The following is a 23,133-nucleotide window of genomic DNA, read 5'->3' as shown; positions in this document are numbered from 1 at the left end:
GCCGTTTACTGCACTTCTACCGCCAGGCTTTCACTGATCTTTTTCTGCCAGATGGCAGGACCGGTGATGTGTACCGACTCGCCCTTGCTGTCGACCGCAACGGTCACAGGCATGTCTTTTACGTCGAACTCGTAGATCGCTTCCATGCCCAGTTCGGCGAAAGCGACAACGCGGGATTTCTTGATCGCTTGCGCCACCAGGTAAGCCGCGCCACCGACAGCCATCAGGTAAACGGCTTTGTGGTCCTTGATCGCTTCGATCGCGGTAGGGCCGCGCTCGGATTTGCCGATCATGCCCAGCAGGCCAGTCTGCTCGAGGATCTGACGGGTGAACTTGTCCATCCGCGTCGCGGTGGTAGGGCCGGCCGGGCCAACCACTTCGTCACCGACCGGATCGACCGGGCCGACGTAGTAGATGAAGCGACCCTTGAGGTCCACCGGCAGGGTTTCACCCTTGTTCAGCATCTCGACCATGCGCTTGTGCGCAGCGTCGCGACCGGTGAGCATCTTGCCGTTGAGCAGGACGGTTTCGCCCGGCTTCCAGCTCTGCACTTCTTCCGGGGTCAGGGTGTCGAGGTTGACGCGACGGGCCGACGGGCCGGCTTCCCAGACGATTTCCGGGTAGGCGTCCAGTGGTGGCGCTTCCTGGGCAACCGGGCCGGAACCGTCGAGCACGAAGTGCGTGTGACGGGTGGCGGCGCAGTTCGGGATCATGCACACCGGCAGCGAAGCGGCGTGGGTCGGGTAATCCATGATCTTCACGTCGAGCACGGTGGTCAGGCCACCGAGGCCCTGGGCACCGATGCCCAGCTGGTTGACCTTCTCGAACAGCTCCAGGCGCATTTCTTCGATGCGGTTCTGCGGGCCACGGGCTTTCAGCTCGTGAATGTCGATGGATTCCATCAACACTTCCTTGGCCATGACCGCGGCTTTCTCGGCGGTGCCGCCGATGCCGATGCCGAGCATGCCCGGTGGGCACCAGCCGGCGCCCATTTCCGGGACGGTTTTCAGCACCCAGTCGACGATCGAGTCGGACGGGTTGAGCATGGCCATCTTCGACTTGTTCTCGGAACCGCCGCCCTTGGCCGCCACGTCCACTTCCACGGTGTTACCCGGAACGATGGAGTAGTGGATGACGGCCGGGGTGTTGTCCTTGGTGTTCTTGCGAGCGCCCGCCGGGTCGGCGAGGATCGAAGCACGCAGGACGTTTTCCGGCAAGTTGTAGGCGCGACGTACGCCCTCGTTGATCATGTCGTCCAGGCCCATGGTGGCGCCATCCCAGCGCACGTCCATGCCGACACGCACGAACACGGTAACGATACCGGTGTCCTGGCAGATCGGGCGGTGGCCGGTGGCGCACATGCGCGAGTTGATCAGGATCTGTGCCATCGAGTCACGGGCCGCTGGCGATTCTTCGCGCAGGTAGGCCTCGTGCATCGCCTGGATGAAATCCACGGGGTGGTAATAGGAAATGAACTGCAGGGCGTCGGCAACGCTCTGAATCAGGTCGTCTTGCTTGATCACGGTCATGAGTCGCGCTCCTCTAAAAGACGGGAACATTCAATAAGGTGCTTGCAGCTTGGGTGCATCGGTCGGTTGCAAGCACCTTTCAAGGCACGCCGGGCAAGCTGGCGCGACGCTAAAAAGGCGCGGCAGTATACCGCGCCTCGTTGAACGGCACACGCGCCAGTGGTCAAACCTTGGTCTCATTGTCGTGATCGATCCCTGTAGGAGCTGCCGCAGGCTGCGATCTTTTGATTTTGTTTTTAAGATCAAGATCAAAAGATCGCAGCCTGCGGCAGCTCCTACAGGGGAGTCGGGTCAACCTGAAAATTGGATGGTCATTTATCGGTCACACCACTAAAGTGACATTCGGTCTGTAGAGTAGGACGCTCTGTCAGTCTCCTTTCATTCGGTGAATCAACGATTGACCCATAACGCCATCCAGCGCCTGTTGCTCAAACGTTTCGCCCTCGCGGCCGGCACCTATGCCCTGGCATTGCTGTTGCTGTGGCTGGCGTTTTTTACCGGTCACTACGATGCGCCGCTTTCCAGTGTCATCATCGGCAGCACGCTGGTGGTGATCAGCCAGGCCTCCCTGTTCGCGGTGTTTTACAGCGGCTACAACCTGCGTTTCGCCGACCCCAGCCTGACCGAGGCGCAAGTGTTGCTGGGGCTGGGGTGGCAAACCTGGCTGATCGCTCATCTGGACGAAGCCCGGGGTGCGTTTCTGGTGTTTTACGTGCTGATCCTGCTGTTCGGCCTGTTCCATCTGTCACGCCGGTCTTTAGTACGGTGCGCGCTGCTGGTGTTTATCAGTTTCAGTGCGATCACGCTGTGGGAGGGCTACCACTTCCAGCTGCCTGACCCGGCCATGGCGGTGCTCCAGGTCTGTGTGCTGTTCATCGTGCTGGTGTGGCTGGTGCTGTATGCCCGCTATGTCCAGACCTCGCGACAACGCATGCGCCAGCGGCGTTTTGCCTTGCAGGCGCATCAGGACACGTTGCGCGGGATGATGCGCCAGCTCGAAGACCTGGTGGCCACCGACGAGCTCACGGGTCTGTTCAATCGTCGGCATTTCCTGCACCTGGCTTCCCGCGAATTGAACGCCATGGACGCGGGTGTCGTGCATGGCCTGGCGCTGATCGACCTTGACCATTTCAAGCGCATCAACGACTTGCACGGCCATGCCGCCGGCGATCAGGTGCTGCAAGCCTTTGCCGGCGTTGCCTCCGCGTGTCTGCGCGACGGTGATGTTCTGGCCCGCTACGGCGGCGAAGAGTTCGTGGTACTGCTGCCCGATTGCGATGCCGACAGTTTGACTTCGTGCTGCGAACGGCTGCGCATCGCGTTCACCGATGTTGAGCTGATTGGTCTGAATGTGCGCAACCTCAGCCTGTCTGCCGGCATGACCCTGCTGGAGCGGGGCGACGATCTCGATGACGCCTTGCAACAGGCCGATCAGGCGCTCTATCGCGCCAAGCGTGACGGCCGCAACCGATGCGCGGCGGCGTGGGAGAACGTCGATGCCTGAGCTGCGGGTCGGCGAGCGCAATTGGTCGGTGGCGGCGGGCAGCAATCTGCTCGACGCGCTGAACCAGAACGGCGTGCCAGTGCCTTACAGTTGCCGCGCCGGCAGTTGTCATGCGTGCCTGGTGCAGTGTGTACGGGGCCTGCCGAGCGACAGCCGCCCCGATGCCCTGAGTGCACAACAGCGTGAACAGGGTTGGCGCCTGGCATGCCAGTGCCAGGTGGTCGAGGACTTGCAGGTGCACGCCTTCGACCCGCAACTCGATGGCCATCCGGCCGAGGTCGCGGCGGTAGATTGGCTGAGCGCCACGGTGCTGCGATTGCGGGTAATCCCCCAGCGACCGTTGCGCTATAGCGCTGGCCAGCACCTGGTGTTGTGGGCGGGTAGCGTGGCGCGGCCATATTCCCTCGCCAGCCTGCCGCAAGAAGACCGCTTTCTGGAGTTCCATCTCGATTGTCGCAAGCCCGGGGAATTCAGCGATGCCGCCATGCAATTGCGCATCGGCGATCCGATCCGCCTCGGTGAGCTGCGCGGCGGTGCCTTGCATTACGATCCGGACTGGCACGCCCGGCCGTTGTGGTTGATGGCGGCCGGTACCGGGTTGGGGCCATTGTTTGGTGTATTGCGCGAAGCGCTGCGGCAGGATCACCAAGGCGCCATCCGCGTCATTCACCTGGCCCATGATGCCGATGAGCACTACCTGGCCAGCCCCCTGCAAGCCATGGCCGCCAGTCGTCCGAACCTGAGTGTCGAACTGTGGACCCCGGCCGAGTTGCCGGCGGCTTTGGCGCAACTGCGGCTTGTTTCGCGGCAAACCCTGGCCTTACTCTGCGGAGCCCCCGACAGTGTCGACGCCTTTGCCCGGCGCCTGTATCTGGCGGGATTGCCGCGCAATCAACTGCTGGCCGATGTATTCCTGCCCCGTGGTTGAGCGCTGACTTTTCAGACGCGAGACCTGCCATGACCGATGCCATCCAAGTTGAACGCGAACGCGGCCTGTTGACCCTGCGCCTGAATCGCCCAGACAAGAAAAATGCCCTGACCCGCGCCATGTACAGCCACTTGGCCGATGCGCTGAAACAGGCCGATAGCGACCCCGGGATCAATGCCGTGCTGATCACCGGCTCTGCCGAATGCTTTACGGCCGGCAACGACATCGCCGATTTCATTCAGCAACCACCGAGCGGCCTCGACAGCCCGGTATTCCATTTCATGCTCAACTTGCTCGAATGCCGCAAACCGGTGATCGCCGCCGTGGCGGGTGCGGCGGTGGGGATCGGCACGACGATGCTGCTGCATTGCGATCTCGTCTATATTAGCCGTGATGCGCGATTGCGCATGCCCTTCGTCAATCTCGGGCTCTGCCCGGAGTTCGGTTCCAGCCTGCTCTTGCCTCGATTGCTCGGGCATGCAAAAGCGGCGGAATTGTTGCTTCTCGGCGAAGGTTTCAGCGGTGAACAAGCCGCCGAGTGGGGTATTGCGACCGAGGCGTTGGGCAGTGGCAAAGCGGCGCTGGCCAAGGCGCGGGAGATGGCGCTGCGTTACGAGTCGCTGCCACCGGAGGCGGTGCGCATCAGCAAGCAATTGATGAAGGCCCCGGACCGGAAGCTGCTGCGCAAAGTGATCGAAGAAGAGGGCGCGTTGTTCACCCAACGACTGCGCTCGCCGGAGGCGATTGCGGCGTTGTCGGGTTTTATCAACAGGTAGACAAAAGGCAACGGCTCAGTAGGTTGCGCGTTGCCTTCCGAAAATATCAGTACTCTTCAGGCGCCGTTTAAAAGCCGGGTAACGATGACCGCTCTGCCATAAAAGCCATCATGGTCATTTCCTACCGCCAGTATTTTTCCATCGGATTGCATACTCATTCCGTGAGCGAGGGGGCGGTAGCCGCGAATGTCGGGAATAATCCAGCCTTTGCCTTTCCCAAAGGTTGTGTCGCGGCGACCATTAGCCAGGTACCGCGCGGTGACAAAATTCAAAGTTCGAGCGCCATCGATGTATCTTCCCGAGGCAATAATTTTTCCATCTTTGAACCCCATGCCCAAAAACATGACAGTATCAGAACTGTCAAACTTCTCCTCTACATGAGCGCCTTGATTAAACGTCCTGTCGATCTGGCCCCCGGATGTATAAGCCGCCAGCAAGCCACGACGGTCGGAGAAACCAAAACCCGCGGCGACAGTCCGCCCATCAGGCAGTACTGCAAGGGAAGTAAATTGAAAACTTGGCCCTTCCAAAACCTTGTATCCGGCTTCCGCAAAGGTTTTGTCAAAACCTCCATCAGTATTGATGCGAGCCAGTAGGGCGCCAGAGCCGGCCCATCCGCATACTGTGATTTTTCCATCCTGCACGACGATGTCATTAAACGAGCTGCGCACATTGAGTACTTCAGACAGGGACACGTAACCTGTTCCGTTAAACGACAGCTCTGGCTTACCGTCGTTATCAAAACACATCACCCGTGCGATAAGCCCTGTTGCTGGTTCAAACGCTGCGGAAATAACATAAATCTTGCCGTCTGCCACATGGACGCTGCGGCTTGACGAGGTGTTACCGAACTGCATGACTTCTGAGCTCAACGACTGATCAGAATCGATTTCAGAAGATGGGTTGATAAGCAAGATGCCGTCGTTACCGAAGCTATCGTCCAACTCCCCTTTATCGGTCAAGCGAACCAGGTAACTCGCCTGCGTCGACGCGCCGTCTCCCGCAACGTGGCGACCTACCGTTACAAGAATTTTGCCTTCTGCGCCACTGCCCAGATAGACGATTTGAAAGGGCGTTGTGCCTAAGCCGTCGCTGCCAGGGCGTGGGAGCCTGACGTGTTTGGTGCCAGCCAGGCCGAAACCATGATCAAGCGTGCCATCGCTCAAAACCCGAGTAAGGGAAAAATGCTCAGCTAGCACTGTGTCCTGTGACCAGCTGCTTCCCGCAATATAGATTTTGCCGTTGGGTGCTTCAGAAACAAGCTGGCCGTTAGTGATCATGAAATCGGCGTATTTCAGCACCAGTATTCCGTCTTTTAATGGCCCAAAACTCGGGTCGAGTTCACCGGGGTCGAGCTGCGATGCAGTCATTTTTCTCATCCTTTAATAAATAGATTATTTAACTTCAGCGAGTTTAATAAACGACGACAGCATTCAATTGCGGCTATCGATCATCCATATTCGCCAAGCTCAATCGTATTTAGCGATACGTGCAGAATGCTGCCTACTGTCACATCTGATAGGTGAGGGCTTAGTAAAAGTTTAATTGCCTGTTTTCATTACAAAAAAAGCCCCGCCATTCACATGGCGGGGCTTTTGTTTTTCAGCAACCGGTCACTCAGACCATCGGATCGCCAACGTGCAGGATCTTCATGCCGTTGGTGCCGCCGGTGGTGTGGTAGCTGTCGCCCTTGGTCAGGATGACCCAGTCGCCTTTCTGTACTACGCCGCGCTTGACCAGTTCGTCGATCGCCTTCTGGCTGACTTCGTTCGGCGCCAGCGAAGCCGGGTCGAACGGGATGGTGTACACGCCACGGAACATCGCCGCGCGAGCCTGGGCTTCGCGGTGTGGGGTGAACGCGTAGATCGGCACCGAGGAACGGATGCGCGACATGATCAGCGGGGTGTAGCCACTTTCGGTCAGGGCGATGATCGCTTTCACGCCCGGGAAGTGGTTGGCGGTGTACATGGTCGCCAGTGCGATGCTTTCGTCGCAGCGCTCGAACTCTTTGCCGATGCGGTGGCTGGAGGTCTTGCTGGTCGGGTGCTTTTCGGCACCGATGCAGATGCGCGCCATGGCCTGAACGGCTTCCAGCGGGTACAGGCCAGCGGCGCTTTCGGCCGAGAGCATCACGGCGTCGGTGTAGTCGAGCACGGCGTTGGCTACGTCGGAAACTTCAGCGCGGGTCGGCATCGGGTTCTGGATCATCGACTCCATCATCTGGGTCGCGACGATCACCGCCTTGTTGTGGCGGCGTGCGTGCAGAATGATCTTCTTCTGGATGCCCACCAGCTCGGCGTCGCCGATTTCCACGCCCAGGTCACCACGGGCAACCATCACCGCGTCGGATGCCTTGATCAGGCCGTCGAGGGTTTCGTCGTCGGCCACGGCTTCGGCGCGTTCGATCTTCGCCACCAGCCAGGCGGTGCCGCCGGCTTCGTCGCGCAGTTGACGGGCGTATTCCATGTCGGCGGCGTCACGCGGGAAGGATACCGCGAGGTAGTCGACTTCCATTTCCGCAGCGAGCTTGATGTCAGCCTTGTCTTTTTCAGTCAGGGCCGGAGCGGTCAGGCCGCCACCGCGACGGTTGATGCCTTTGTGGTCGGACAGCGGGCCGCCGATGGTCACTGTGCAGTGCAGTTCGGTGGCCGTGGCAGTATCGACGCGCATCACCACGCGGCCGTCGTCGAGCAGCAGCTCGTCGCCCACGCCGCAGTCCTTGACCAGGTCCGGGTAGTCGATGCCGACCACTTGCTGGTTGCCTTCGGTCAGAGGATGGCTGGTGGAGAAGGTGAATTGATCACCGATCTTCAGCTCGATCTTCTTGTTGGCGAACTTGGCGATACGGATTTTCGGGCCTTGCAGGTCACCCAGCAGGGCGACGAAGCGGCCGTGCTTGGCGGCGAGGTCACGCACCAGCTTCGCGCGAGCCTTGTGCTCGTCGGGGGTGCCGTGGGAGAAGTTCAGGCGGGCGACGTCCAGGCCAGCCAGAATCAGCTGTTCGAGAACTTCCGGCGAGTTACTGGCCGGGCCAAGGGTAGCGACGATTTTGGTACGACGGACGGACATGCAATGACTCCTGAGTTCAAGCGCTGACTGAGGCTACTATGCTCCGATGTTGTAGTCATTGTTCGTTTGCACTACTTATTTCTTTCTTTATTGAACCCTGCAACTTTACGTCCGGCAGCCTGAAGATTTCCGACCATGGGTCGATACAGGGTTCAAGACAGGAGATCCCCCCATGCGATTCGTGCTCATTGCCGCCCTTGCCCTCAGCGTCACGGGCTGCACCCGTTGGTCGATGAACCATCATTTGAACAATGCCTACAGCGCCTATGACCGGGGCAATTGCGAGCAGGTGATGCTCGAACTGTCCAAGGTCGAACGCGACAGCCGCGCGCGGCCTTACGTGTGGCCGGAAGTGTCAATGATGCGCGGCCTGTGCCTGGAGCGACAGAAGATGTTCATCGACGCGGCCCAGACCTATCAGTTCATCATGGCGTCTTATCCACAGAGCGAGTACGCCTACCGCGCCCATGCCCGCATTGAAACCCTGCAGAGCCTGGGCCACTATCCGACGCGCAGTGCAGCGGCCGTTAAACCGACCCAGTTCTGATGGCGGTAACCCTCTGATCGCTGGCTCCCCGGCGGTGCTGAGCTATAGTCCAATGAACCGGTTTTAGAGCCTTGCCTCTGATGAACCGGGGCAACACCTGTGACCGGCACAAGCAGGACTCAGCGCTGTCAGGACTGGCGCACCGGAAGCGGGGAGAGCGGGCAAGACTTGATGCGTACCCGTTCCGAAGCAGTAGTGCGGCTCTGCTTAAGAGCCTTGCATGGCGAAATTGCACATGTTCACCGACCGCCGAATCGAGCGGCATCAACTGCCGTATTTCCTCAAAGTGTTCAACGGCATCACCGGCAAACCCATTGGCTACCTGGGCAATGTCTCCGAAGACGGACTGATGCTAATCAGCCACCTGCCGATGATGATCGGCGCGGACTTCAACCTGCGCCTGAAAATTCCCGCCAGCGAAGGTGGCCAGCGGATCATCGATCTGCAGGCCTGTTGCCTGTGGTGCCACGAAGACGCAACCCCCCGACATTACGACGCCGGGTTCAGCCTGCAACGGGCGCCACCGGAATATGGGCAACTGGTGGAGGCGCTGAAGCAGTATTTCAGTTTTCTGCCGCTGCCGGCTTCGGCCTGAGATCAATAGGAATTGGGCTGTGAGTGACTGCTCCGGCTCAAAGTCCGGTTCTTTTCCAGCCCAGGTACCGAGTCACCAGCTCTGCCCCCAACTCGCCGGGCCGTGCATCCATCACCAACACGCCATGAGCGTTCAAGCGCTCATGGAGTTCTGCGCGTGCATTCAGGTAGTCCACGGTCCCGCAATAGGCCAGCGCTTCGGGCAAAGTCTGCACGGATGACTGGCGCAGGGTGTCGAGCACGTCTTCGCGCAGGCTCGCGACCAGTACCTGATGTTGCTGACTCAGGCGCTTGACCGCCGGGAGCAACTCATCGTCGTCTTCTTCGCGCAGGTTGGTCACCAGCACCACCAGTGCCCGGCGTTTTTGCCGTGCCAGCAGTTGCGTGGCCGCGGCTTGATAGTCGGTGCTGCGTTGGCTGCTGTTCAAGTCATAAACGCTGTTGAGCAGGGTGTTGAGATGACTGGTGCCTTTGACCGGCGCGAGGTAGCGCGGTTGTTCGCTGGCGAATGTACTCAGGCCCACCGCGTCGCCCTGGCGTAGCGCGACATGGCTGAGCAACAGACAGGCGTTGAGGGCATGGTCGAAGTGCGACAGCTCATCATCTTGGCTGCGCATGTGCCGGCCGCAGTCGAGCATGAAAATGATCTGCTGATCGCGTTCGTCCTGATACTCCCGGGCAATCGGCGTGCGCTGGCGCGCTGTGGCTTTCCAGTCGATCTGGCGCAGGCTGTCGCCCTCGCGAAATTCGCGCAGTTGGTGGAATTCCAGGCCCAGGCCCCGCCGCTGTTTCTGGCGGACGCCAAGCTGGCTGAGCCAGTTGTCCACTGCCAGTAATTGCCCCTCATAGAGACGGGCGAAGTCGGGGTAGACGCGGGTGGCGTCCGGTAGTTCGAGCAAGCGTCTGTCCGACCAGAGCCCCAAGGGACTTGGCAGGTCGATTTCGCAGTGTTTGAAGTTGAAGTGACCGCGCTGGAGCGGGCGCAGGCGATAACCGGCCTGGCTGTGCCGGCCGGGTTGCAGCTCGACCGTCAGGGGCAGGTGTTCGAAGCTCAGGCCCGTTGGCACGTGGTCGAAAACTTCTACGTTAAGCGGTTGGGTAAAGTCGTGTTCCAGGTTCAGTTGCACCTCGCTCCATCGACCCAGTGCCAGGCTGCCGGGCAACTGGCGTTTCAGCCGGGGTGAAGGCAGGCGTTTCACGCGTACGGCATCCAGCAGGGCCAGGGCCAGCAGCGCCAGGAGCAGCCCCCAGTTGATCGCCATGAGATTCGCCGGAACCGCGAATTCCAATGCGCGCAAAGTACCCGACGCAATGCCGCAGGCCAGCAGGACCAGCAGCCAGGCGAGCATCAGGCGCGAGGGTTTCACAGGCGTGGCGCCGGCACTTGGTCGAGCATCTGCTGGAGTACCTGATCGACATCCAGGCCTTCGATGTCCAGCTCCGGCGCGATGCGCACACGATGGCGCAGCACGGCCAGGGCGCAGCCCTTGATGTCATCCGGAATCACAAACTCACCACCGCGCAGTAGCGCACGAGCCCGGGCGCATCGCACCAGAGCGATGGACGCGCGCGGGCCGGCGCCGAGGATCAAGCCGGGCCAGCTGCGGGTGGAGCGGGCCAGGCGCACGGCGTAATCGAGCACCTGATCGTCCAGCGCCAGGTCGCTGGCGATGCGTTGCAGGGCCAGTACATCCTTGGCCTGCAACAACGTGCGCATCGGTTGAACGTCGAGCATATCGGCCCGGGTCGAGCGGCTGACCTGACGCACCATGTTCAGCTCTTGCTCGGCGTCGGGGTAATCCATGCGCACTTTGAGCATGAAGCGGTCCAGTTCAGCTTCCGGCAAGGGGTAAGTGCCTTCCTGTTCGATCGGGTTTTGCGTGGCGAGCACCATGAACGGTTGCGCAATCGGCAATGCCTGGCCTTCTAGGGTGACTTGCCGCTCCTGCATGGCTTCGAGCAGCGCCGCCTGGGTTTTCGCCGGGGCACGGTTGATCTCGTCGGCCAGTAGCAGGTTGGTGAACAACGGCCCCTTGCGCAGTTTGAATTGCTCGGTCTGCAAGTCATACACCGCATGCCCGGTGACGTCGCTGGGCATCAGGTCCGGGGTGAACTGGATACGCGCGAACTCACCGCCGAAGCAACGGGCGAGGGCACGCACCAACAGGGTTTTGCCCAAACCCGGCACACCTTCGAGCAACACGTGGCCGCCGGCGATCAGCGCGGTCAGGACGTCGTCGATCACGCGGTCCTGGCCAATCACTGCTTTTTGCAATTCTTTGCGTACGGCCTGGGCCAGATGGCCGGCACGCTGACGTTGTTGAGCGGCGTGGCTCGTCGGTACGTCGGGCTCGATCGGTTGACTCATAGGGCGTTCCTCAAGGATTGCAGATGGGCGACCTGACGGCTGAATTCAACGCTGGTAAGTCGTTGCTTCGGTCGCGGGCTCATGGCCTGGCTGATAGCGCGTGTGGGTTGGCCGGTCAGGCGCGCGAGCACTAGCCATTGTTCGGCAACGACGAGTTGTTCAAAGCCGGGATGGCGACGCCGCATGCGCCGCAGGATGTCTTGCTGCAAGGCTTGCAGCAGGCCGGCCTGACCGTTGCGACGCAACAGGAAGTCGGCACTGGCGCGCAGGTGCTCCTGCAGTTGCCGGCGTGCTTTCGGCGCCGGTTCCAGCAATGGCCCCTGACGCACACCGAAGTGCCAGAAACCCAGACCGATCAAAGCGAACAACGCGACCAGCGCCTGGGGAAAATAACGCAGCAGCAAGGTCGGCAGGCTGTCGTGATCGGTATTGAAGATCAGCGTCACGCGGGTGTCGGCGGTCAGGTACCAGAGCAGCCAGGCATTGTCGTACTGGTCGATGGCCGGGGTTTTCCACAAGTCGGCATCGGTGACCACGATGATCGAGCCGAGACCGTAACCGAGCTGCATCATGTGTGTGGCCCCGGCGCTGTTGGCCCAGGCCTGGGAGAGGTTTTTCGGGTCTTCGAGATGGAACGCGGTATCGAAACCGGCATAGGCCGGGGCGTCTTCGTTTTCCAGATAGAGCTTGGTCAGTTCCGGGTACGGATCTGCGCCGACATTGGGTGGCGCTGCCTTGAGGTCCTTACTCAGGGACTGGTGCAGTTGCACCCGATCGAGCAGCAGATCATTGCTATGACCGCGTTTTTCATCCCACAGCGCTTCGGCGACGAACAGAAGCCGCCCGCCGGCCCGGGTCCAGTTCAGCACCTGGTCGATCTGTCGTGGGGTCATGTTGTAGCGCTCTGCGAGCAACAGCAGGCTGTGTTGATGCGGGTCGAGGCTGGGCAGGATGTCGAGGCCATTGGCGTGGTCGACGCTCAGGCCTTGCTTGCGCAGGAACAGCTCCGCCGCCAGATATGGGTTGGCCCTGGCTTCGGGGGCGGGACCGTGGTCGATGTCGGTCTGGTAGGGGGTTGCCTTGAGGTACAGATAAACACTCAGCGCTGCCAGCAACACGGCGATCAACACCCCGGTTATCGACCCCCAGCGCCGATTCAACGGACAACCTGCGAGCCGAACAGAACGCGCCAGCCGTTACACAGTTCCTGCTGCACCTGAGCGGGCGGCAGGCGATGACCGTAGGCCATGTTTTGCCAGTGCCCGGTCAGGTTTTTGCTGTAGGCCAGCAAGGCCGGTTGCTGTAATAGCTCGATACGCTGAAGCACTTGGCCTTCAGTGTCGGCGGACTTGAGCGCGATGTTGAAGTCGTGCAACAGACGGCTGAGCAGGGCGCGATAGAGCAAACCAAGTGCTTCGCGTGGATGAGTCTGCCAAAGACTTTCGGCGTGGGCGGCGATGTCGGCGGGCAGGGATTCGGGCTTGAGGTCCATGCCGAATGCCTGCTGCGGTAATAGCCCCGTGGCTTTGTTGACGGGGATCGGTCGGAGGCTGACGAACGCCTGCAACCAGTCGCGATAGCGCCAGATCAACAGGCCGACGGCACCCATGACGATGCCCCACAGCACGATTTCAATCAGGGTCGCCAATGCCCCGAAGCGTTGCCCCTCGAACAGCTTCAACAGCGCCTTCAACCATTGCAGTGTCTTGCCATCGTCCGCGGCTTCAGGACTCGGTTGCTCTTCGCCAAAGCGGTAGCGCGTCACCGTTTCCCGGTTCTTGAAGGGCGGCTGCTCGAGGATCGACTTGATGCTGTCCCTGGAGGCCTGGCTGGTCAGGGGCTGGTCCAGCAAGCGCGGGCTGTCGGGTGAGATGGCCGGTTCGGTGGCCCATGCGCTGTGGTTGGGCGGCATCAGCGCAATCACGGCCATCAACAGGACAGCGCCTGCACTGACGAGGCGTTGGCGCATTCGGCGGAACACCAGTTCGATATCCCAGGCCTCCAGCACGGTGCGCCGGTTCAGGTACAGACTGAAACCGCAGGCGACATAGATCGGTTCCCAGACCACCAGCACCAGTGCATAAAAGGCGTTGGTCAGGTGTTCCAGCCAGCGCCAGTCCTGGGTGGCCGCCGAGATCAGCGACTGCCAGCTCCAGTCGAGCGCGACCTGTTGTGGCAGCAATAGATAGAACAACACCATCAAGCCGATCCACAACGCGCCTTCCAGGTGCGCGCCGATGATTGTCAGCCAGCGTGCGGCGCCAGCGTCTCGCTGCAACAGCACCTGTAGACGCTGTTGCCGTTGCTGCCCGTCCAGTCCTTCGAGTTGCACCACCGGCATCACGAAACTGCGGGGTAAACTCAGGCGTCGCCAGGTCAGGCTGGCCAGCAATTGCGGTTTGAGCAGGCGTGGCCATTGGTGCAGGGCCTGCTTGAGTGTGGGCGTTTCACCGAACATCGCCTGGGACAGGATGTATAAGGGCAGGCGTTCGAACGCCGGCTTCAGCCACCAGAAAATGAACACGGCGAGAGAGGGCGAATCCCAGAGCACCCAACTGAGCAGCACGAAAACCGGCAAGGTGACCAAGGCCCAACTGGTCATCAACAGGCGTCGATGGCGTTGGCTCAGGAGCACTCCGAGGTCCATGGCTTCCCAGGTCGAGCGCGGGCGAATCACCACCGTGGCGTCACTCAGGCGCATGGTGGCGACGTCCGGCAAATACGAGATAAACCACCATCAGCAACCAGAGCGCCGCGCCGACCAAGTACTTGGTCTGGTGCGAAGGGCCGGTCATTGACGACCAATAGGCTTCGATAAACGCCGCGATCAACAGAAACAGCATGACCCCGCAGACCAGCAGCACACTCTTGCGCGCCGCCAATCGCAAGGCCTCGGCGCGTGGCAGGCGCCCCGGGGCGACCAACGCCCAGCCCAGCTTCAGGCCGGCGGCACCGGCCAGGGCAATGGCGCTGAGTTCGAATGCGCCATGGCCGATCACGAATGACCAAAAGGTTTGCCCGTAGCCGACATAGGTCAGGTGCCCGGCCACCGCACCGATCATCAGGCCGTTGAAAATCAGGAAAAACACGCTGCCCAGGCCGAACAGCAAACCGCTGGCGAAGGTCTGAAAGGCAATGCCGATGTTGTGCATGATGTAGTAGCCGAACATCGCCCAGTCCTCACTGGCGGCCCGTTCCGCCGTGCGCCCGAGGTGGCCGGCAACGGGGTCGTACATGCTTTGCATCTCGCTGACCTGCTCGGCGGGGATCAGGTTGTAGACCAGGTCCGGGTACAGGTACACCAGCAGCGCGAAACCGGCCAGGCTGGTAAAGAACATCAGGTTGGCGGCGAGGACGAAACGCCACTGTTCGCGCACCAGTCGCGGAAAGTCGGCCAGGATGAATGCCAGCACGTTGGCGCCCAAACGGCTGCGATGACGGTAAAGCTGTTGGTGTCCGCGCAGCACTTGTTGCTGCAGGGAGTCGATCAGGAAACTGCTGTAGCCACGCTCCCGGGCCAGTGCCAAGTGGTGGCAGAGGCGTCGGTAGTCCTTCGGGAAGCTGCCGGCGTCGGTGGCTTTCCTGTCGTGCTCCAATTGCTCGAGCAGGTGAGTGAACTGTTCCCATTCGGCCTTGTGCCGGCTTTCAAAAAGGCTTTGCTTCATGTCGGCCCCAAAAAGCCGCGGGCGATACCGTTGAGTTCGGTCACCGCCTGCGGGGGCTGGACTTGCAATGGTTGGGCGAGGATCGCGGCCAGTTCATTGACCCGCGCTTCGGAGAGTTCGCCCTGGCGCTCGGCAAACCCGATGATGGCCCTTTGCTCGGTGAGTGTCAGGACAAAGGCCGGGCGGCGGGGTTGGGCTTCGGGGAGTTCGGGGCGGGCGTGCGTTTGTTCGCGGTAGATCACCAGGGTCCCGGCGGCGATATCGCCGAGACGCTTGAAGTGGGGATGTTGCAGGCAACTGATGGCCCCGAGGAAGTAACCGAAGGGCAGCAGGTCGACAACGCGCAACAGGTTTCGCAGCAGCGACGCGGACCAGCCAACCGGGGTGCCATCGTCGTGCACCACCCGCAGCCCCATCCATTGCTTGCCCGGCGAGCGGCCGTGGTTCAGTACCTCGAACAGCACCATGTACCACCAGCTCACCACGAACAGCAGGATCGACCCGATCCCGGCACCCAGTTTGCCCAGCATCGCCAGTGCAATGAACAGCAAGCCCAGGACCAGGCCGCGCAAACCAAGATCGATGGAGAAGGCCAGCGCACGGACCATCAACCCGGCCGGGCGCAGTGGCAGGTCGACGCCCTCCGGCGTTTCGACCTGGTACCGCGTATCCAGCGGCGGTGACAGCGGCACATTCCCTGGCAGTGCTGTGGTCTCGAACATGGGCAACCTGATGATGTGGCCTGGATCGGGATTCTGTGTCTATCCGATGCTAGCAGCCTATGCGGGGGGAAACGACATAACTATGTATTGCATGCTGAGTCGCGCAAGGTGCTTGAATGACAAGACTACTGGCCGGGGAAGGAGGTGAACGCCTAGACTTTGCCGATCTTCAGTTCAGGAATCGCCCGTGACCTCCATCTTCTGGTACGACTACGAAACCACTGGCATCAATCCCCGTTGCGACCGTCCGTTGCAAATGGCCGGCCTGCGCACCGACTTCGATCTCAATGAAATCGACGCGCCGGTCAATCTTTACTGTCAGCCCAGTGACGACATCCTGCCGCATCCGGCCGCCTGCACCATCACCGGAATCACCCCCGGGCAACTGCAGGCGCAAGGCTTGAGCGAAGCCGATTTCATGACCCGGGTGCATGCGCAGCTGGCCGCGCCCGGCACCTGTGGCGCGGGGTATAACACCTTGCGTTTCGACGACGAGATGACCCGCTACAGCCTGTACCGAAACTTTTTCGACCCCTATGCGCGGGAGTGGCAGGGCGGCAACAGCCGCTGGGACCTGATCGATGTGGTGCGCGCCGCTTATGCCTTGCGCCCCGACGGCATGGTCTGGCCGACCGATGACGAGGGGCGGGTCACGCTCAAGCTTGAACGCCTGACCGCTGCCAACGGCATCGACCATGGCAATGCCCACGAAGCGCTGTCGGACGTTCGCGCGACGATCGCCCTGGCGCGCCTGATACGGGAAAAACAGCCAAAGCTGTACGACTGGCTGTTTCAACTGCGCAGCAAGCAAAAAGTCATGGACCAGATACGCCTGCTGCAACCGCTGGTGCATGTTTCCGGGCGATTTTCGGCCGCGCGCAGCTATGTGGGTGTGGTGTTGCCACTGGCCTGGCACCCGCGCAACAAGAACGCCCTGATTGTCTGTGACCTGCACCTCGATCCCCAGGGCCTGCTCGATCTGGATGCCGAAAGCTTGCGTCAGCGCTTGTATACCCGCCGTGACGAGCTGGCCGAAGGTGAGTTGCCGGTGCCGTTGAAGCTGATTCACATCAACAAGTGCCCGGTGGTGGCACCGTTGTCGGTACTTCGCCAGGAAGATCAGCAGCGTCTGGGGCTGGATATGGCGCTGTATCAGCAGCGGGTGTTGCAGCTCAATGACGCCCGGAAAGTTTGGCTGGATAAAGTCCTGGCGATCTATGCTCGCGAAGATTTTTCCCAGAGCCAGGATCCGGAGCAACAGTTATATGATGGATTTATCGGTGATCGGGATCGGCGATTGTGTGAGCAAGTCAGAACCGTTGACCCGATGCAATTGGCACAAGAGCAGTGGCCTTTCGATGACGAACGTTTGCCTGAATTGCTGTTTCGATATCGCGCACGTAACTTTTCCGACACGTTGAATTCCGAGGAGCAAGAACGCTGGCGAATATTCTGTCAGAAACGTTTGTCAGAACCCGAGTGTGGGGCGCCAAATACCCTTGAAAGTTTTGTAGAAGCCGCGGCCCAATTGAGCGTTAGTGCCACTCCGTTTCAGCAGGGGGTGCTCAGTGAGTGGCAGGATTATGTCCAGGGATTGCGTCAGCGTTTGCGTCTTTGAAATCGAACATGCCAGGGCTTAAAACACCGGGCATAAAAAACGCCAGCATTTGCTGGCGTTATTTTTTGTCACGGATCCGTCTGCGACAAGCTCTGAAGCTTAGCCCAGCAGGGTAGCCCAGCCTTCCACCACGTCACCGCCCCACTTGGCTTTCCACTCTTTCAGAGTCTTGTGGTTGCCACCTTTGGTTTCGATGACTTCACCGTTGTGCGGGTTTTTGTATTGTTTAACTTTGCGAGCACGCTTGGTGCCGGTAGTTTTCACTGCACCGCCGCGTGGTGCCTTGGTTTTGGATTCTGGATCCAACAGCGCGATGATGTCGCGCAGGGATTTCGAGTATTCACCCATCAGGGTGCGCAGTTTGCCTTCGAATTCCAGCTCGGTTTGCAGTTTGTCGTCTTGGGACAGGTTCTTCAAACGGGCTTGCAGCTCTTTGATAGCTTCTTCGGTGGCGCGATATTCGTTGATCAAGGACATGTGGACTACCTTATGTTGTGCGCTGGATGGCAGGTGACAGTGCGGCAATAATAGTCACGGTGTTTCATCAAGTAAACATTTAAGCCAACTTTATTTAATTTAATTGCTGTGTCTTTGGCGCACATCTGTAATGCGTTTATTAGTGTGGTCCAGGTCTGCCGGATATACATAATTTAACAAATGACCCGCACCGCTAGAGCATCCGGGCGAACCGGCATCTGCGCTATCCATCCTGCCGCACCGACCTTCCGGCGGGGCGAAACGTCAACAATACTGCAGTTTTGCTGCGCAATCGCTAGAATGGCGGCCTTTGCGAAGTTCTGGAGTTTCCCCCTCATGCGCACTTTTCGTCTGGTGATTTCTTGCCCGGACCGTGTTGGCATCGTTGCCAAAGTCAGTAACTTTCTGGCATCACACAACGGCTGGATCACTGAAGCGAGCCATCACTCGGACAATCTCAGTGGCTGGTTCTTCATGCGTCACGAAATCCGTGCCGACTCCCTGCCATTTGGTATCGAAGCGTTTCGTGAAGCCTTTGCCCCGATCGCCGAAGAGTTCTCGATGGACTGGCGCATCACCGATACCGAGCAAAAGAAACGTGTGGTCCTGATGGCCAGCCGCGAGTCGCACTGCTTGGCCGATTTGCTGCACCGCTGGCACAGCGATGAACTGGACTGCGAAATTTCCTGCGTGATTTCCAACCATGATGACTTGCGTAGCATGGTGGAGTGGCACGGTATCCCGTACTACCACGTCCCGGTCAATCCGCAGGACAAGCAGCCGGCCTTCGCCGAGGTTTCGCGCCTGGTCAAACAGCACGATGCCGAAGTGGTGGTGCTTGCCCGTTACATGCAAATCCTGCCGCCGGAGTTGTGCAGCGAATACGCGCACAAGGTCATCAACATTCACCACAGCTTCCTGCCGTCGTTCGTCGGTGCCAAACCGTATCACCAGGCCTCCCTGCGTGGCGTGAAGCTGATCGGCGCGACCTGCCACTATGTGACCGAAGAGCTGGATGCCGGCCCGATCATCGAGCAGGACGTGGTACGCGTCAGCCACAGCGACAGCATCGAAGACATGGTGCGTTTCGGCCGCGATGTCGAGAAGATGGTGCTGGCCCGTGGCCTGCGTTATCACCTGGAAGACCGGGTGCTGGTGCACGGCAACAAAACCGTCGTCTTCTGACAGGCCTGCGGCACAGTTGAAACTCGAAGGGTCTGGGCGTTCAATCGCTTCAGGTCCTTCGCCGTTTCTGCACCGAGGACATGACCATGGCCGATCCACTGGACAAAGCCACATCCAAGGCTCCCGCCACGCTGGGTGAGGGTTGCCTGAGCCGCTACGACCCGGAAGACATGGGGCCTGAAACGGGTACGGAGTTTCCTGACGCCGCGCAGTTGTGGGAACAGTTGCAGCAAGAGCCCGAGGACAAACCTAAGCCTGCCTGAGTTTCATCAATTTCATCAGCAGCGGCCGGCCCAGCATCAGCAAAAACACCGGCCCACCGACCAGCAAATAGAAGTAGTACGTCACCGCCCGCCAAATCAGAATCGCGGCCGCCGCCGTGGACTTCCCGACCATGGGGGCCAGCAACGCCGCCGATGTCAACTCCGCCGCCCCGGCTCCGCCCGGCAGAAGGCTGAATTGCCCGGCGCTGAGTGCCAGAATCTGGATCAGAAAAGTCCAGGCCCACTGCAAATCCGCGTCGAGCCCGCGCAACGCCAGGTACAGCACGCTGTAGCGCAGGAGCCAATGCACGCAGGTCAGGGCGAATACCTTGATCAAGGTCTGCACGGGCAATTTCAGCGTGTCGGTAAACGCCGCCAAAAACTGCAGGAGCTTGCGCGCCCAGCGCATTCGCGTGGCCGCTTTGACATTGACTCGGGCGAGCCATCGGCCGCTCAGGCGAATCAATAAACGGTGATACCGGGCCACCATGACGCAACTGATCATACCGCCGAACAGCGAAACGGCGCTGACCATCAGCATCCATTCCATGCGCTGGCTCAGGTGTTGGAACAGGGCGTAAATCAGAATCCCGCTCAGGGCACAAAGGAAAAACAACAAGTCGCTCAACTGGTCCATGGCAAACACCGCAGTGCCCTTGGCCGGACGTACGCCGTAACGTGCCAGCAAAGCCATGATCGTCAGAGGCCCGCCGCTGCCGCCGGGTGTGGCGCAATAGGCAAATTCGGCGGCAATCACCACACCGAGGCTCCTGAGCCGGCTGACCTTGTCGCATTGATCCCCCAGCAACAGGCGTAGACGCAGGGTGTTCACGCCCCAGCACAGCAGGATCATGCCGAACATGATCAGCAACCACGGTAGCGGAAAACCGGTCAGCCGGGACCAGGTTTCGCTGCCGCCCAACAGTAATGGAATGAGCACGGCCGCGAGCAGGCCAACGAGCAACAGCAGTCCGCGACTCATGCGATGCACCCCAGTTGGTCGTTCTGCAGCGCCAGCCACTGGGCCTTGGTCATCGGAACACGTCCGTTGTCGAGCAGGCGCTCGAGGGTTTGTAGCCAATATCGGCGCGAGAGCTCATGGCGCATGTCCACCGGGTGCAGGCCCAGGCGAATCACCGGGGCCTGCTGCCAGCGTTGTTCACGGCAGTCGCTGACGAGCTTCGATAGGCCCCGGCGCCAGGCACTGCGCGCACTCCAGACCAGCCCTGGCGCCTCGAATGCGGTGAAATCCGGCAGCCGGTACAAGTGCTGCGAGTCGCTGGTGTAACTCAACGGCAATTGGCGCAATGCCTGGCGAGTGCCTTGGCTCATCAGCCAGGCAGGGGCGACGAACCCCTCCAGCGGCCAGTCATGGCGGTGGAACATCTCGATGCCCGAACGCAGGCGGGCGAGGGCGGCTTCCTGCGACAAACGGTAAAACTCGCCTTCGTAGGTGTACACCCGACGCATGAACCAGTCTCGGGGATTGCTGGCCATCGGCCCGTCGTCGCAGTGGAAGTAGCCATGCAGCGCCAGTTCGTCGCCCCGGGCGAGCCTGGTACTGAGCTGGCGGCGAAATTGCGGATGGGCGTCCAGGTTGTTGTGTTTGTGGAAGTCCGGGACCACCAGCCAGGTGATCGGCACGCCACCCAAGGCGTCGACAGCTTTGACGAACGGCTGATAATCGGCCCAGGTTGGCGGTGCCACGTCGTGCAGTACCAGCAGTAAAGCGGGACTGTTCATGGACTCAACCATTGGCTGTCAGCGGCCATTGGCTGCCAAGCACGGCGTGGTAGTGGCGCAACAAGCTGTTGACCACCGTATCCCAGGCGTAATGCCGTTCGACATGCAATCGCGCCTGTTTGCCCAGCGTTGTGTTGCCCGACCCGAGCAGTTCTCGAACGGCGGTGGCCATCGCGGCGGGATTGTTCGGCGCGCAGAGCCGGCCGCAGTCCTCGGTGACGATTTCCTTGAAGGCCCCGGCCGCCACGGCCACCACCGGAATACCGCTGGCCATGGCCTCCAGAATTACCAGACCGAAGGTTTCCTGATCGCCGGCGTGCAACAGTGCATCGGCACTGGCCATCAGGCGGGCAACTTGTACGGCCGGGCAGAACTCGTCGATCACCGTCACGTTGGACGGCACGGCCGTGGGCATCGACGAGCCAACCAGCAGCAGGTGATAGCGTCGGCCCAGGCGTTTCATGCAGTCGAGCAGCACCGGCAGGTTTTTTTCCTTGGCGCCGCGCCCGGCGAAGATCAGCAACCGGGTGTTTTCGTCCAGGCCCAACTCGGCCCGCAGCCCGGGGTCTCTGGCATCGGGATTGAAGGTTTGCAGGTCGACGCCGAGCGGTTGCACAAACACATTCTTGACTCCAAGCCCGGTGAGCTTGTCGGCCATGACCTGACTGGGCGCCAGTACGCGGTCAAAGTTGCCGTAGAGCTTGCTGACATAGGCCTCGACGTTGTTGGTCACCCAATGGCCCATGCGGTTGCTGACCAGCAGGGGCAGGTCCGAGTGATAAAAGCCGATGACCGGCACATCGAGTTGGCGCCGCGCATCCAGCGCCGCCCAGGCCGTGAGATAAGGATCGCCGACTTCGATCAGGTCAGGCTGCAAATCCTGCAAGACATTGCGCCAGGGCGCGAGGCGCAGAGGGAAGCGATAGCCCTTGCCGAAGGGCAGGGCAGGGGCCGGAACGGTGTAAATACCATCCTGTTCGCTAAAAGAAGATCCGGGAATCAACAAACTGTGGCGAATGCCCGGTTTGATGCCCAAACGACGGTGCTTCGCATCCAGATAAGTGCGTACGCCACCGCTGGCAGGGGCGTAGAACATGGTGATGTCAGCGATATGCACGATGAACGATCCTCCAGTCCCGGTACTCCCTTGGTTGACCTATATGAAGGATAGATGTTCGGTTGGGGTTGTGCGGGTGGGGGCAGTGAGGGTTGAGACGAGGCGTTCGCTGCGGTGCGGCGATCCGACAAGCCAGCTCCTACAGGCTTCACGCTAAACCCTGTAGGAGCTGGCTTGCCAGCGAAGAGGCCAGTCCAGACGTTAGATACGGAAACTGCCTACCAACTGCTTCAACCGCGCCGCCTGCTGCTCAAGGTCCGAGCACGCGCGCAATGTAGATTGCAGGTTTTCCACGCCTTCCTGATTCAGCGTGTTGATCTCGGTGATGTCGACGTTGATCGACTCCACCACGGCGGTCTGTTCTTCGGTCGCGGTAGCCACCGACTGGTTCATGCCGTCGATTTCACCGATACGCAGCGTCACGCTGTTCAGGCGTTCACCCGCGAGGTTGGCGATTTCCACGCTGTCCTGGCTGTGGCGCTGACTGTCGCTCATGGTGCTGACCGATTCCCGGGCGCCGACCTGCAGCTCCTCGATCATGGTTTGCACCTGTTGTGCCGATTCCTGCGTGCGATGTGCCAGGTTGCGCACTTCGTCCGCCACCACGGCAAAACCACGACCGGCTTCACCGGCACGGGCGGCTTCAATCGCGGCGTTGAGCGCCAGCAAGTTGGTCTGTTGGGAAATGCTGGTGATCACTTCGAGAATCTGCCCGATGTTCACCGTTTTGCTGTTCAGCGACTCGATGTTGGAACTCGATGCGCTGAGCATGCTCGACAGTTGATTCATCGCCACGATGCTGCGGTCCACCACGTGTTGACCATCTTCGGCCAGGCTGCGGGCATCGCTGGCCTGGCTCGACGCCTGGGCGGCGTTGCGGGCAATTTCCTGGGCGGCGGCGCCGAGCTGGTTGATGGCGGCTGCGACGCTGCTGGTGCGCGAGGCTTGCTGGTCGGAGTTGAACATCGACGAGTTGGAAGCCGCGACCACGCGCAACGCCACTTCGTTGACTTGCCCGGTGGCCGAGG

The 23,133-nt window shown here is 60.4% G+C and carries 22 protein-coding genes; 8 read left to right on the top strand and 14 right to left on the bottom strand.

Annotated features, from left to right (window positions below; genetic code table 11):
• Positions 1-5 precede the first annotated feature (5 nt).
• Positions 6-1,529 (bottom strand): fumarate hydratase, encoded by a 1,524-nt coding sequence (locus AC1DKH_RS10465; protein WP_477798118.1) that lies wholly within the window; start codon positions 1,527-1,529, stop codon positions 6-8.
• A gap of 397 nt (positions 1,530-1,926) precedes the next feature.
• Here AC1DKH_RS10465 and AC1DKH_RS10460 point away from each other — a divergent pair, with 397 nt between their 5' ends.
• Genes AC1DKH_RS10460 through AC1DKH_RS10450 form a run of 3 tightly spaced genes read left to right on the top strand, consistent with a single transcriptional unit; the run spans position 1,927 to position 4,737 of the window.
• Positions 1,927-3,033 (top strand): GGDEF domain-containing protein, encoded by a 1,107-nt coding sequence (locus AC1DKH_RS10460; RefSeq protein WP_477798117.1) that lies wholly within the window; start codon positions 1,927-1,929, stop codon positions 3,031-3,033.
• A complete protein-coding gene (locus tag AC1DKH_RS10455; protein WP_477798116.1) occupies positions 3,026-3,961 on the top strand; it encodes an iron-sulfur-binding ferredoxin reductase in 936 nt (311 codons plus the stop codon). The genes AC1DKH_RS10460 and AC1DKH_RS10455 overlap by 8 nt, the downstream gene beginning before the upstream one ends.
• A 29-nt stretch (positions 3,962-3,990) precedes the next feature.
• Positions 3,991-4,737 carry an enoyl-CoA hydratase-related protein gene (locus AC1DKH_RS10450; RefSeq protein ID WP_477798115.1) on the top strand — a complete coding sequence of 249 codons (747 nt, stop codon included), beginning with the start codon at positions 3,991-3,993 and terminating at the stop codon, positions 4,735-4,737.
• 56 nt (positions 4,738-4,793) lie between these two features.
• Here the strand turns inward: AC1DKH_RS10450 and AC1DKH_RS10445 are convergent, their stop codons facing one another.
• Complete coding sequence (locus AC1DKH_RS10445) at positions 4,794-6,107, bottom strand: hypothetical protein (protein ID WP_477798114.1); 1,314 nt, start codon at positions 6,105-6,107, stop codon at positions 4,794-4,796.
• Between the two features lie 247 nt (positions 6,108-6,354).
• Complete coding sequence (gene pyk / locus AC1DKH_RS10440; RefSeq protein ID WP_108215066.1) at positions 6,355-7,806, bottom strand: pyruvate kinase; 1,452 nt, start codon at positions 7,804-7,806, stop codon at positions 6,355-6,357.
• A gap of 172 nt (positions 7,807-7,978) precedes the next feature.
• Between pyk and AC1DKH_RS10435 the strand changes: the two genes are divergently transcribed.
• Positions 7,979-8,353: a tetratricopeptide repeat protein gene (locus AC1DKH_RS10435; protein WP_477798113.1), complete on the top strand. Its 375-nt coding sequence runs from the start codon at positions 7,979-7,981 to the stop codon at positions 8,351-8,353.
• A 235-nt stretch (positions 8,354-8,588) separates the two neighbouring features.
• Positions 8,589-8,948 (top strand): PilZ domain-containing protein, encoded by a 360-nt coding sequence (locus AC1DKH_RS10430; protein WP_477798157.1) that lies wholly within the window; start codon positions 8,589-8,591, stop codon positions 8,946-8,948.
• Positions 8,949-8,985: 37 nt separating this feature from the next.
• On the opposite strand, the gene AC1DKH_RS10425 is transcribed toward AC1DKH_RS10430, so the two are convergent.
• Genes AC1DKH_RS10425 through AC1DKH_RS10400 form a run of 6 tightly spaced genes read right to left on the bottom strand, consistent with a single transcriptional unit; the run spans position 8,986 to position 15,702 of the window.
• Positions 8,986-10,314, bottom strand: a complete 1,329-nt coding sequence (locus AC1DKH_RS10425) for a DUF58 domain-containing protein (protein WP_477798112.1) — start codon at positions 10,312-10,314, stop codon at positions 8,986-8,988.
• On the bottom strand, positions 10,311-11,315 hold the full coding sequence (locus AC1DKH_RS10420) for an AAA family ATPase (RefSeq protein ID WP_477798111.1): 1,005 nt from the start codon (positions 11,313-11,315) through the stop codon (positions 10,311-10,313). Before AC1DKH_RS10420 ends, AC1DKH_RS10425 begins: the two co-directional genes overlap by 4 nt.
• A complete protein-coding gene (locus tag AC1DKH_RS10415; protein ID WP_477798110.1) occupies positions 11,312-12,475 on the bottom strand; it encodes a DUF4350 domain-containing protein in 1,164 nt (387 codons plus the stop codon). Before AC1DKH_RS10415 ends, AC1DKH_RS10420 begins: the two co-directional genes overlap by 4 nt.
• Positions 12,472-14,016, bottom strand: coding sequence for a DUF4129 domain-containing protein (locus AC1DKH_RS10410; protein ID WP_477798109.1), 1,545 nt, complete (start codon positions 14,014-14,016; stop codon positions 12,472-12,474). Before AC1DKH_RS10410 ends, AC1DKH_RS10415 begins: the two co-directional genes overlap by 4 nt.
• Entirely contained in the window at positions 14,003-14,980 is a 978-nt protein-coding gene (locus AC1DKH_RS10405; RefSeq protein ID WP_477798108.1) for a stage II sporulation protein M, read from the bottom strand. Before AC1DKH_RS10405 ends, AC1DKH_RS10410 begins: the two co-directional genes overlap by 14 nt.
• Positions 14,977-15,702 (bottom strand): RDD family protein, encoded by a 726-nt coding sequence (locus AC1DKH_RS10400; RefSeq protein WP_477798107.1) that lies wholly within the window; start codon positions 15,700-15,702, stop codon positions 14,977-14,979. The genes AC1DKH_RS10405 and AC1DKH_RS10400 overlap by 4 nt, the downstream gene beginning before the upstream one ends.
• A 187-nt stretch (positions 15,703-15,889) precedes the next feature.
• Between AC1DKH_RS10400 and sbcB the strand changes: the two genes are divergently transcribed.
• Positions 15,890-17,320 (top strand): exodeoxyribonuclease I, encoded by a 1,431-nt coding sequence (sbcB, locus tag AC1DKH_RS10395; RefSeq protein WP_477798106.1) that lies wholly within the window; start codon positions 15,890-15,892, stop codon positions 17,318-17,320.
• A 99-nt stretch (positions 17,321-17,419) separates the two neighbouring features.
• Here sbcB and mvaT read toward each other — a convergent pair whose 3' ends face one another.
• Positions 17,420-17,797 (bottom strand): histone-like nucleoid-structuring protein MvaT, encoded by a 378-nt coding sequence (gene mvaT / locus AC1DKH_RS10390; protein ID WP_007933316.1) that lies wholly within the window; start codon positions 17,795-17,797, stop codon positions 17,420-17,422.
• A 336-nt stretch (positions 17,798-18,133) separates the two neighbouring features.
• Here mvaT and purU point away from each other — a divergent pair, with 336 nt between their 5' ends.
• Positions 18,134-18,982 (top strand): formyltetrahydrofolate deformylase, encoded by an 849-nt coding sequence (gene purU / locus AC1DKH_RS10385; protein WP_007993692.1) that lies wholly within the window; start codon positions 18,134-18,136, stop codon positions 18,980-18,982.
• A gap of 86 nt (positions 18,983-19,068) precedes the next feature.
• A complete protein-coding gene (locus tag AC1DKH_RS10380) occupies positions 19,069-19,245 on the top strand; it encodes a hypothetical protein (RefSeq protein ID WP_477762763.1) in 177 nt (58 codons plus the stop codon).
• Here AC1DKH_RS10380 and AC1DKH_RS10375 read toward each other — a convergent pair.
• The 4 genes from AC1DKH_RS10375 to AC1DKH_RS10360 all read right to left on the bottom strand — a co-directional run bounded on the left by AC1DKH_RS10375 (position 19,232) and on the right by AC1DKH_RS10360 (position 23,071).
• Positions 19,232-20,227: a lysylphosphatidylglycerol synthase transmembrane domain-containing protein gene (locus AC1DKH_RS10375; RefSeq protein WP_477798105.1), complete on the bottom strand. Its 996-nt coding sequence runs from the start codon at positions 20,225-20,227 to the stop codon at positions 19,232-19,234. The genes AC1DKH_RS10380 and AC1DKH_RS10375 overlap by 14 nt on opposite strands.
• Complete coding sequence (locus AC1DKH_RS10370; protein ID WP_477752542.1) at positions 20,224-21,000, bottom strand: DUF2334 domain-containing protein; 777 nt, start codon at positions 20,998-21,000, stop codon at positions 20,224-20,226. Before AC1DKH_RS10370 ends, AC1DKH_RS10375 begins: the two co-directional genes overlap by 4 nt.
• Positions 20,993-22,105, bottom strand: coding sequence for a glycosyltransferase family 4 protein (locus AC1DKH_RS10365; protein ID WP_477752541.1), 1,113 nt, complete (start codon positions 22,103-22,105; stop codon positions 20,993-20,995). The genes AC1DKH_RS10370 and AC1DKH_RS10365 overlap by 8 nt, the downstream gene beginning before the upstream one ends.
• Positions 22,106-22,306: 201 nt before the next feature.
• Positions 22,307-23,071: a methyl-accepting chemotaxis protein gene (locus AC1DKH_RS10360; RefSeq protein WP_477752566.1), complete on the bottom strand. Its 765-nt coding sequence runs from the start codon at positions 23,069-23,071 to the stop codon at positions 22,307-22,309.
• Between the last annotated feature and the right edge of the window lie 62 nt (positions 23,072-23,133).

Source organism: Pseudomonas sp. 05L36, assembly GCF_056398125.1.
Note: the sequence above shows the minus strand (reverse complement) of the source record. Positions and strands in the feature narration are given on the sequence as shown.

What these genes read in the sequence shown, in the direction of transcription:
- AC1DKH_RS10465 (WP_477798118.1), bottom strand. Translation starts at nt 1,529, where the DNA reads ATGACCGTGATCAAGCAAGACGACCTGATTCAGAGCGTTGCCGACGCC.
- AC1DKH_RS10455 (WP_477798116.1), top strand. Translation starts at nt 3,026, where the DNA reads ATGCCTGAGCTGCGGGTCGGCGAGCGCAATTGGTCGGTGGCGGCGGGC.
- AC1DKH_RS10450 (WP_477798115.1), top strand. Translation starts at nt 3,991, where the DNA reads ATGACCGATGCCATCCAAGTTGAACGCGAACGCGGCCTGTTGACCCTG.
- AC1DKH_RS10445 (WP_477798114.1), bottom strand. Translation starts at nt 6,107, where the DNA reads ATGACTGCATCGCAGCTCGACCCCGGTGAACTCGACCCGAGTTTTGGG.
- pyk (WP_108215066.1), bottom strand. Translation starts at nt 7,806, where the DNA reads ATGTCCGTCCGTCGTACCAAAATCGTCGCTACCCTTGGCCCGGCCAGT.
- AC1DKH_RS10435 (WP_477798113.1), top strand. Translation starts at nt 7,979, where the DNA reads ATGCGATTCGTGCTCATTGCCGCCCTTGCCCTCAGCGTCACGGGCTGC.
- AC1DKH_RS10430 (WP_477798157.1), top strand. Translation starts at nt 8,589, where the DNA reads ATGTTCACCGACCGCCGAATCGAGCGGCATCAACTGCCGTATTTCCTC.
- AC1DKH_RS10420 (WP_477798111.1), bottom strand. Translation starts at nt 11,315, where the DNA reads ATGAGTCAACCGATCGAGCCCGACGTACCGACGAGCCACGCCGCTCAA.
- AC1DKH_RS10410 (WP_477798109.1), bottom strand. Translation starts at nt 14,016, where the DNA reads ATGCGCCTGAGTGACGCCACGGTGGTGATTCGCCCGCGCTCGACCTGG.
- AC1DKH_RS10405 (WP_477798108.1), bottom strand. Translation starts at nt 14,980, where the DNA reads ATGAAGCAAAGCCTTTTTGAAAGCCGGCACAAGGCCGAATGGGAACAG.
- AC1DKH_RS10400 (WP_477798107.1), bottom strand. Translation starts at nt 15,702, where the DNA reads ATGTTCGAGACCACAGCACTGCCAGGGAATGTGCCGCTGTCACCGCCG.
- mvaT (WP_007933316.1), bottom strand. Translation starts at nt 17,797, where the DNA reads ATGTCCTTGATCAACGAATATCGCGCCACCGAAGAAGCTATCAAAGAG.
- purU (WP_007993692.1), top strand. Translation starts at nt 18,134, where the DNA reads ATGCGCACTTTTCGTCTGGTGATTTCTTGCCCGGACCGTGTTGGCATC.
- AC1DKH_RS10380 (WP_477762763.1), top strand. Translation starts at nt 19,069, where the DNA reads ATGGCCGATCCACTGGACAAAGCCACATCCAAGGCTCCCGCCACGCTG.
- AC1DKH_RS10375 (WP_477798105.1), bottom strand. Translation starts at nt 20,227, where the DNA reads ATGAGTCGCGGACTGCTGTTGCTCGTTGGCCTGCTCGCGGCCGTGCTC.
- AC1DKH_RS10370 (WP_477752542.1), bottom strand. Translation starts at nt 21,000, where the DNA reads ATGGTTGAGTCCATGAACAGTCCCGCTTTACTGCTGGTACTGCACGAC.
- AC1DKH_RS10360 (WP_477752566.1), bottom strand. Translation starts at nt 23,071, where the DNA reads ATGTTCAACTCCGACCAGCAAGCCTCGCGCACCAGCAGCGTCGCAGCC.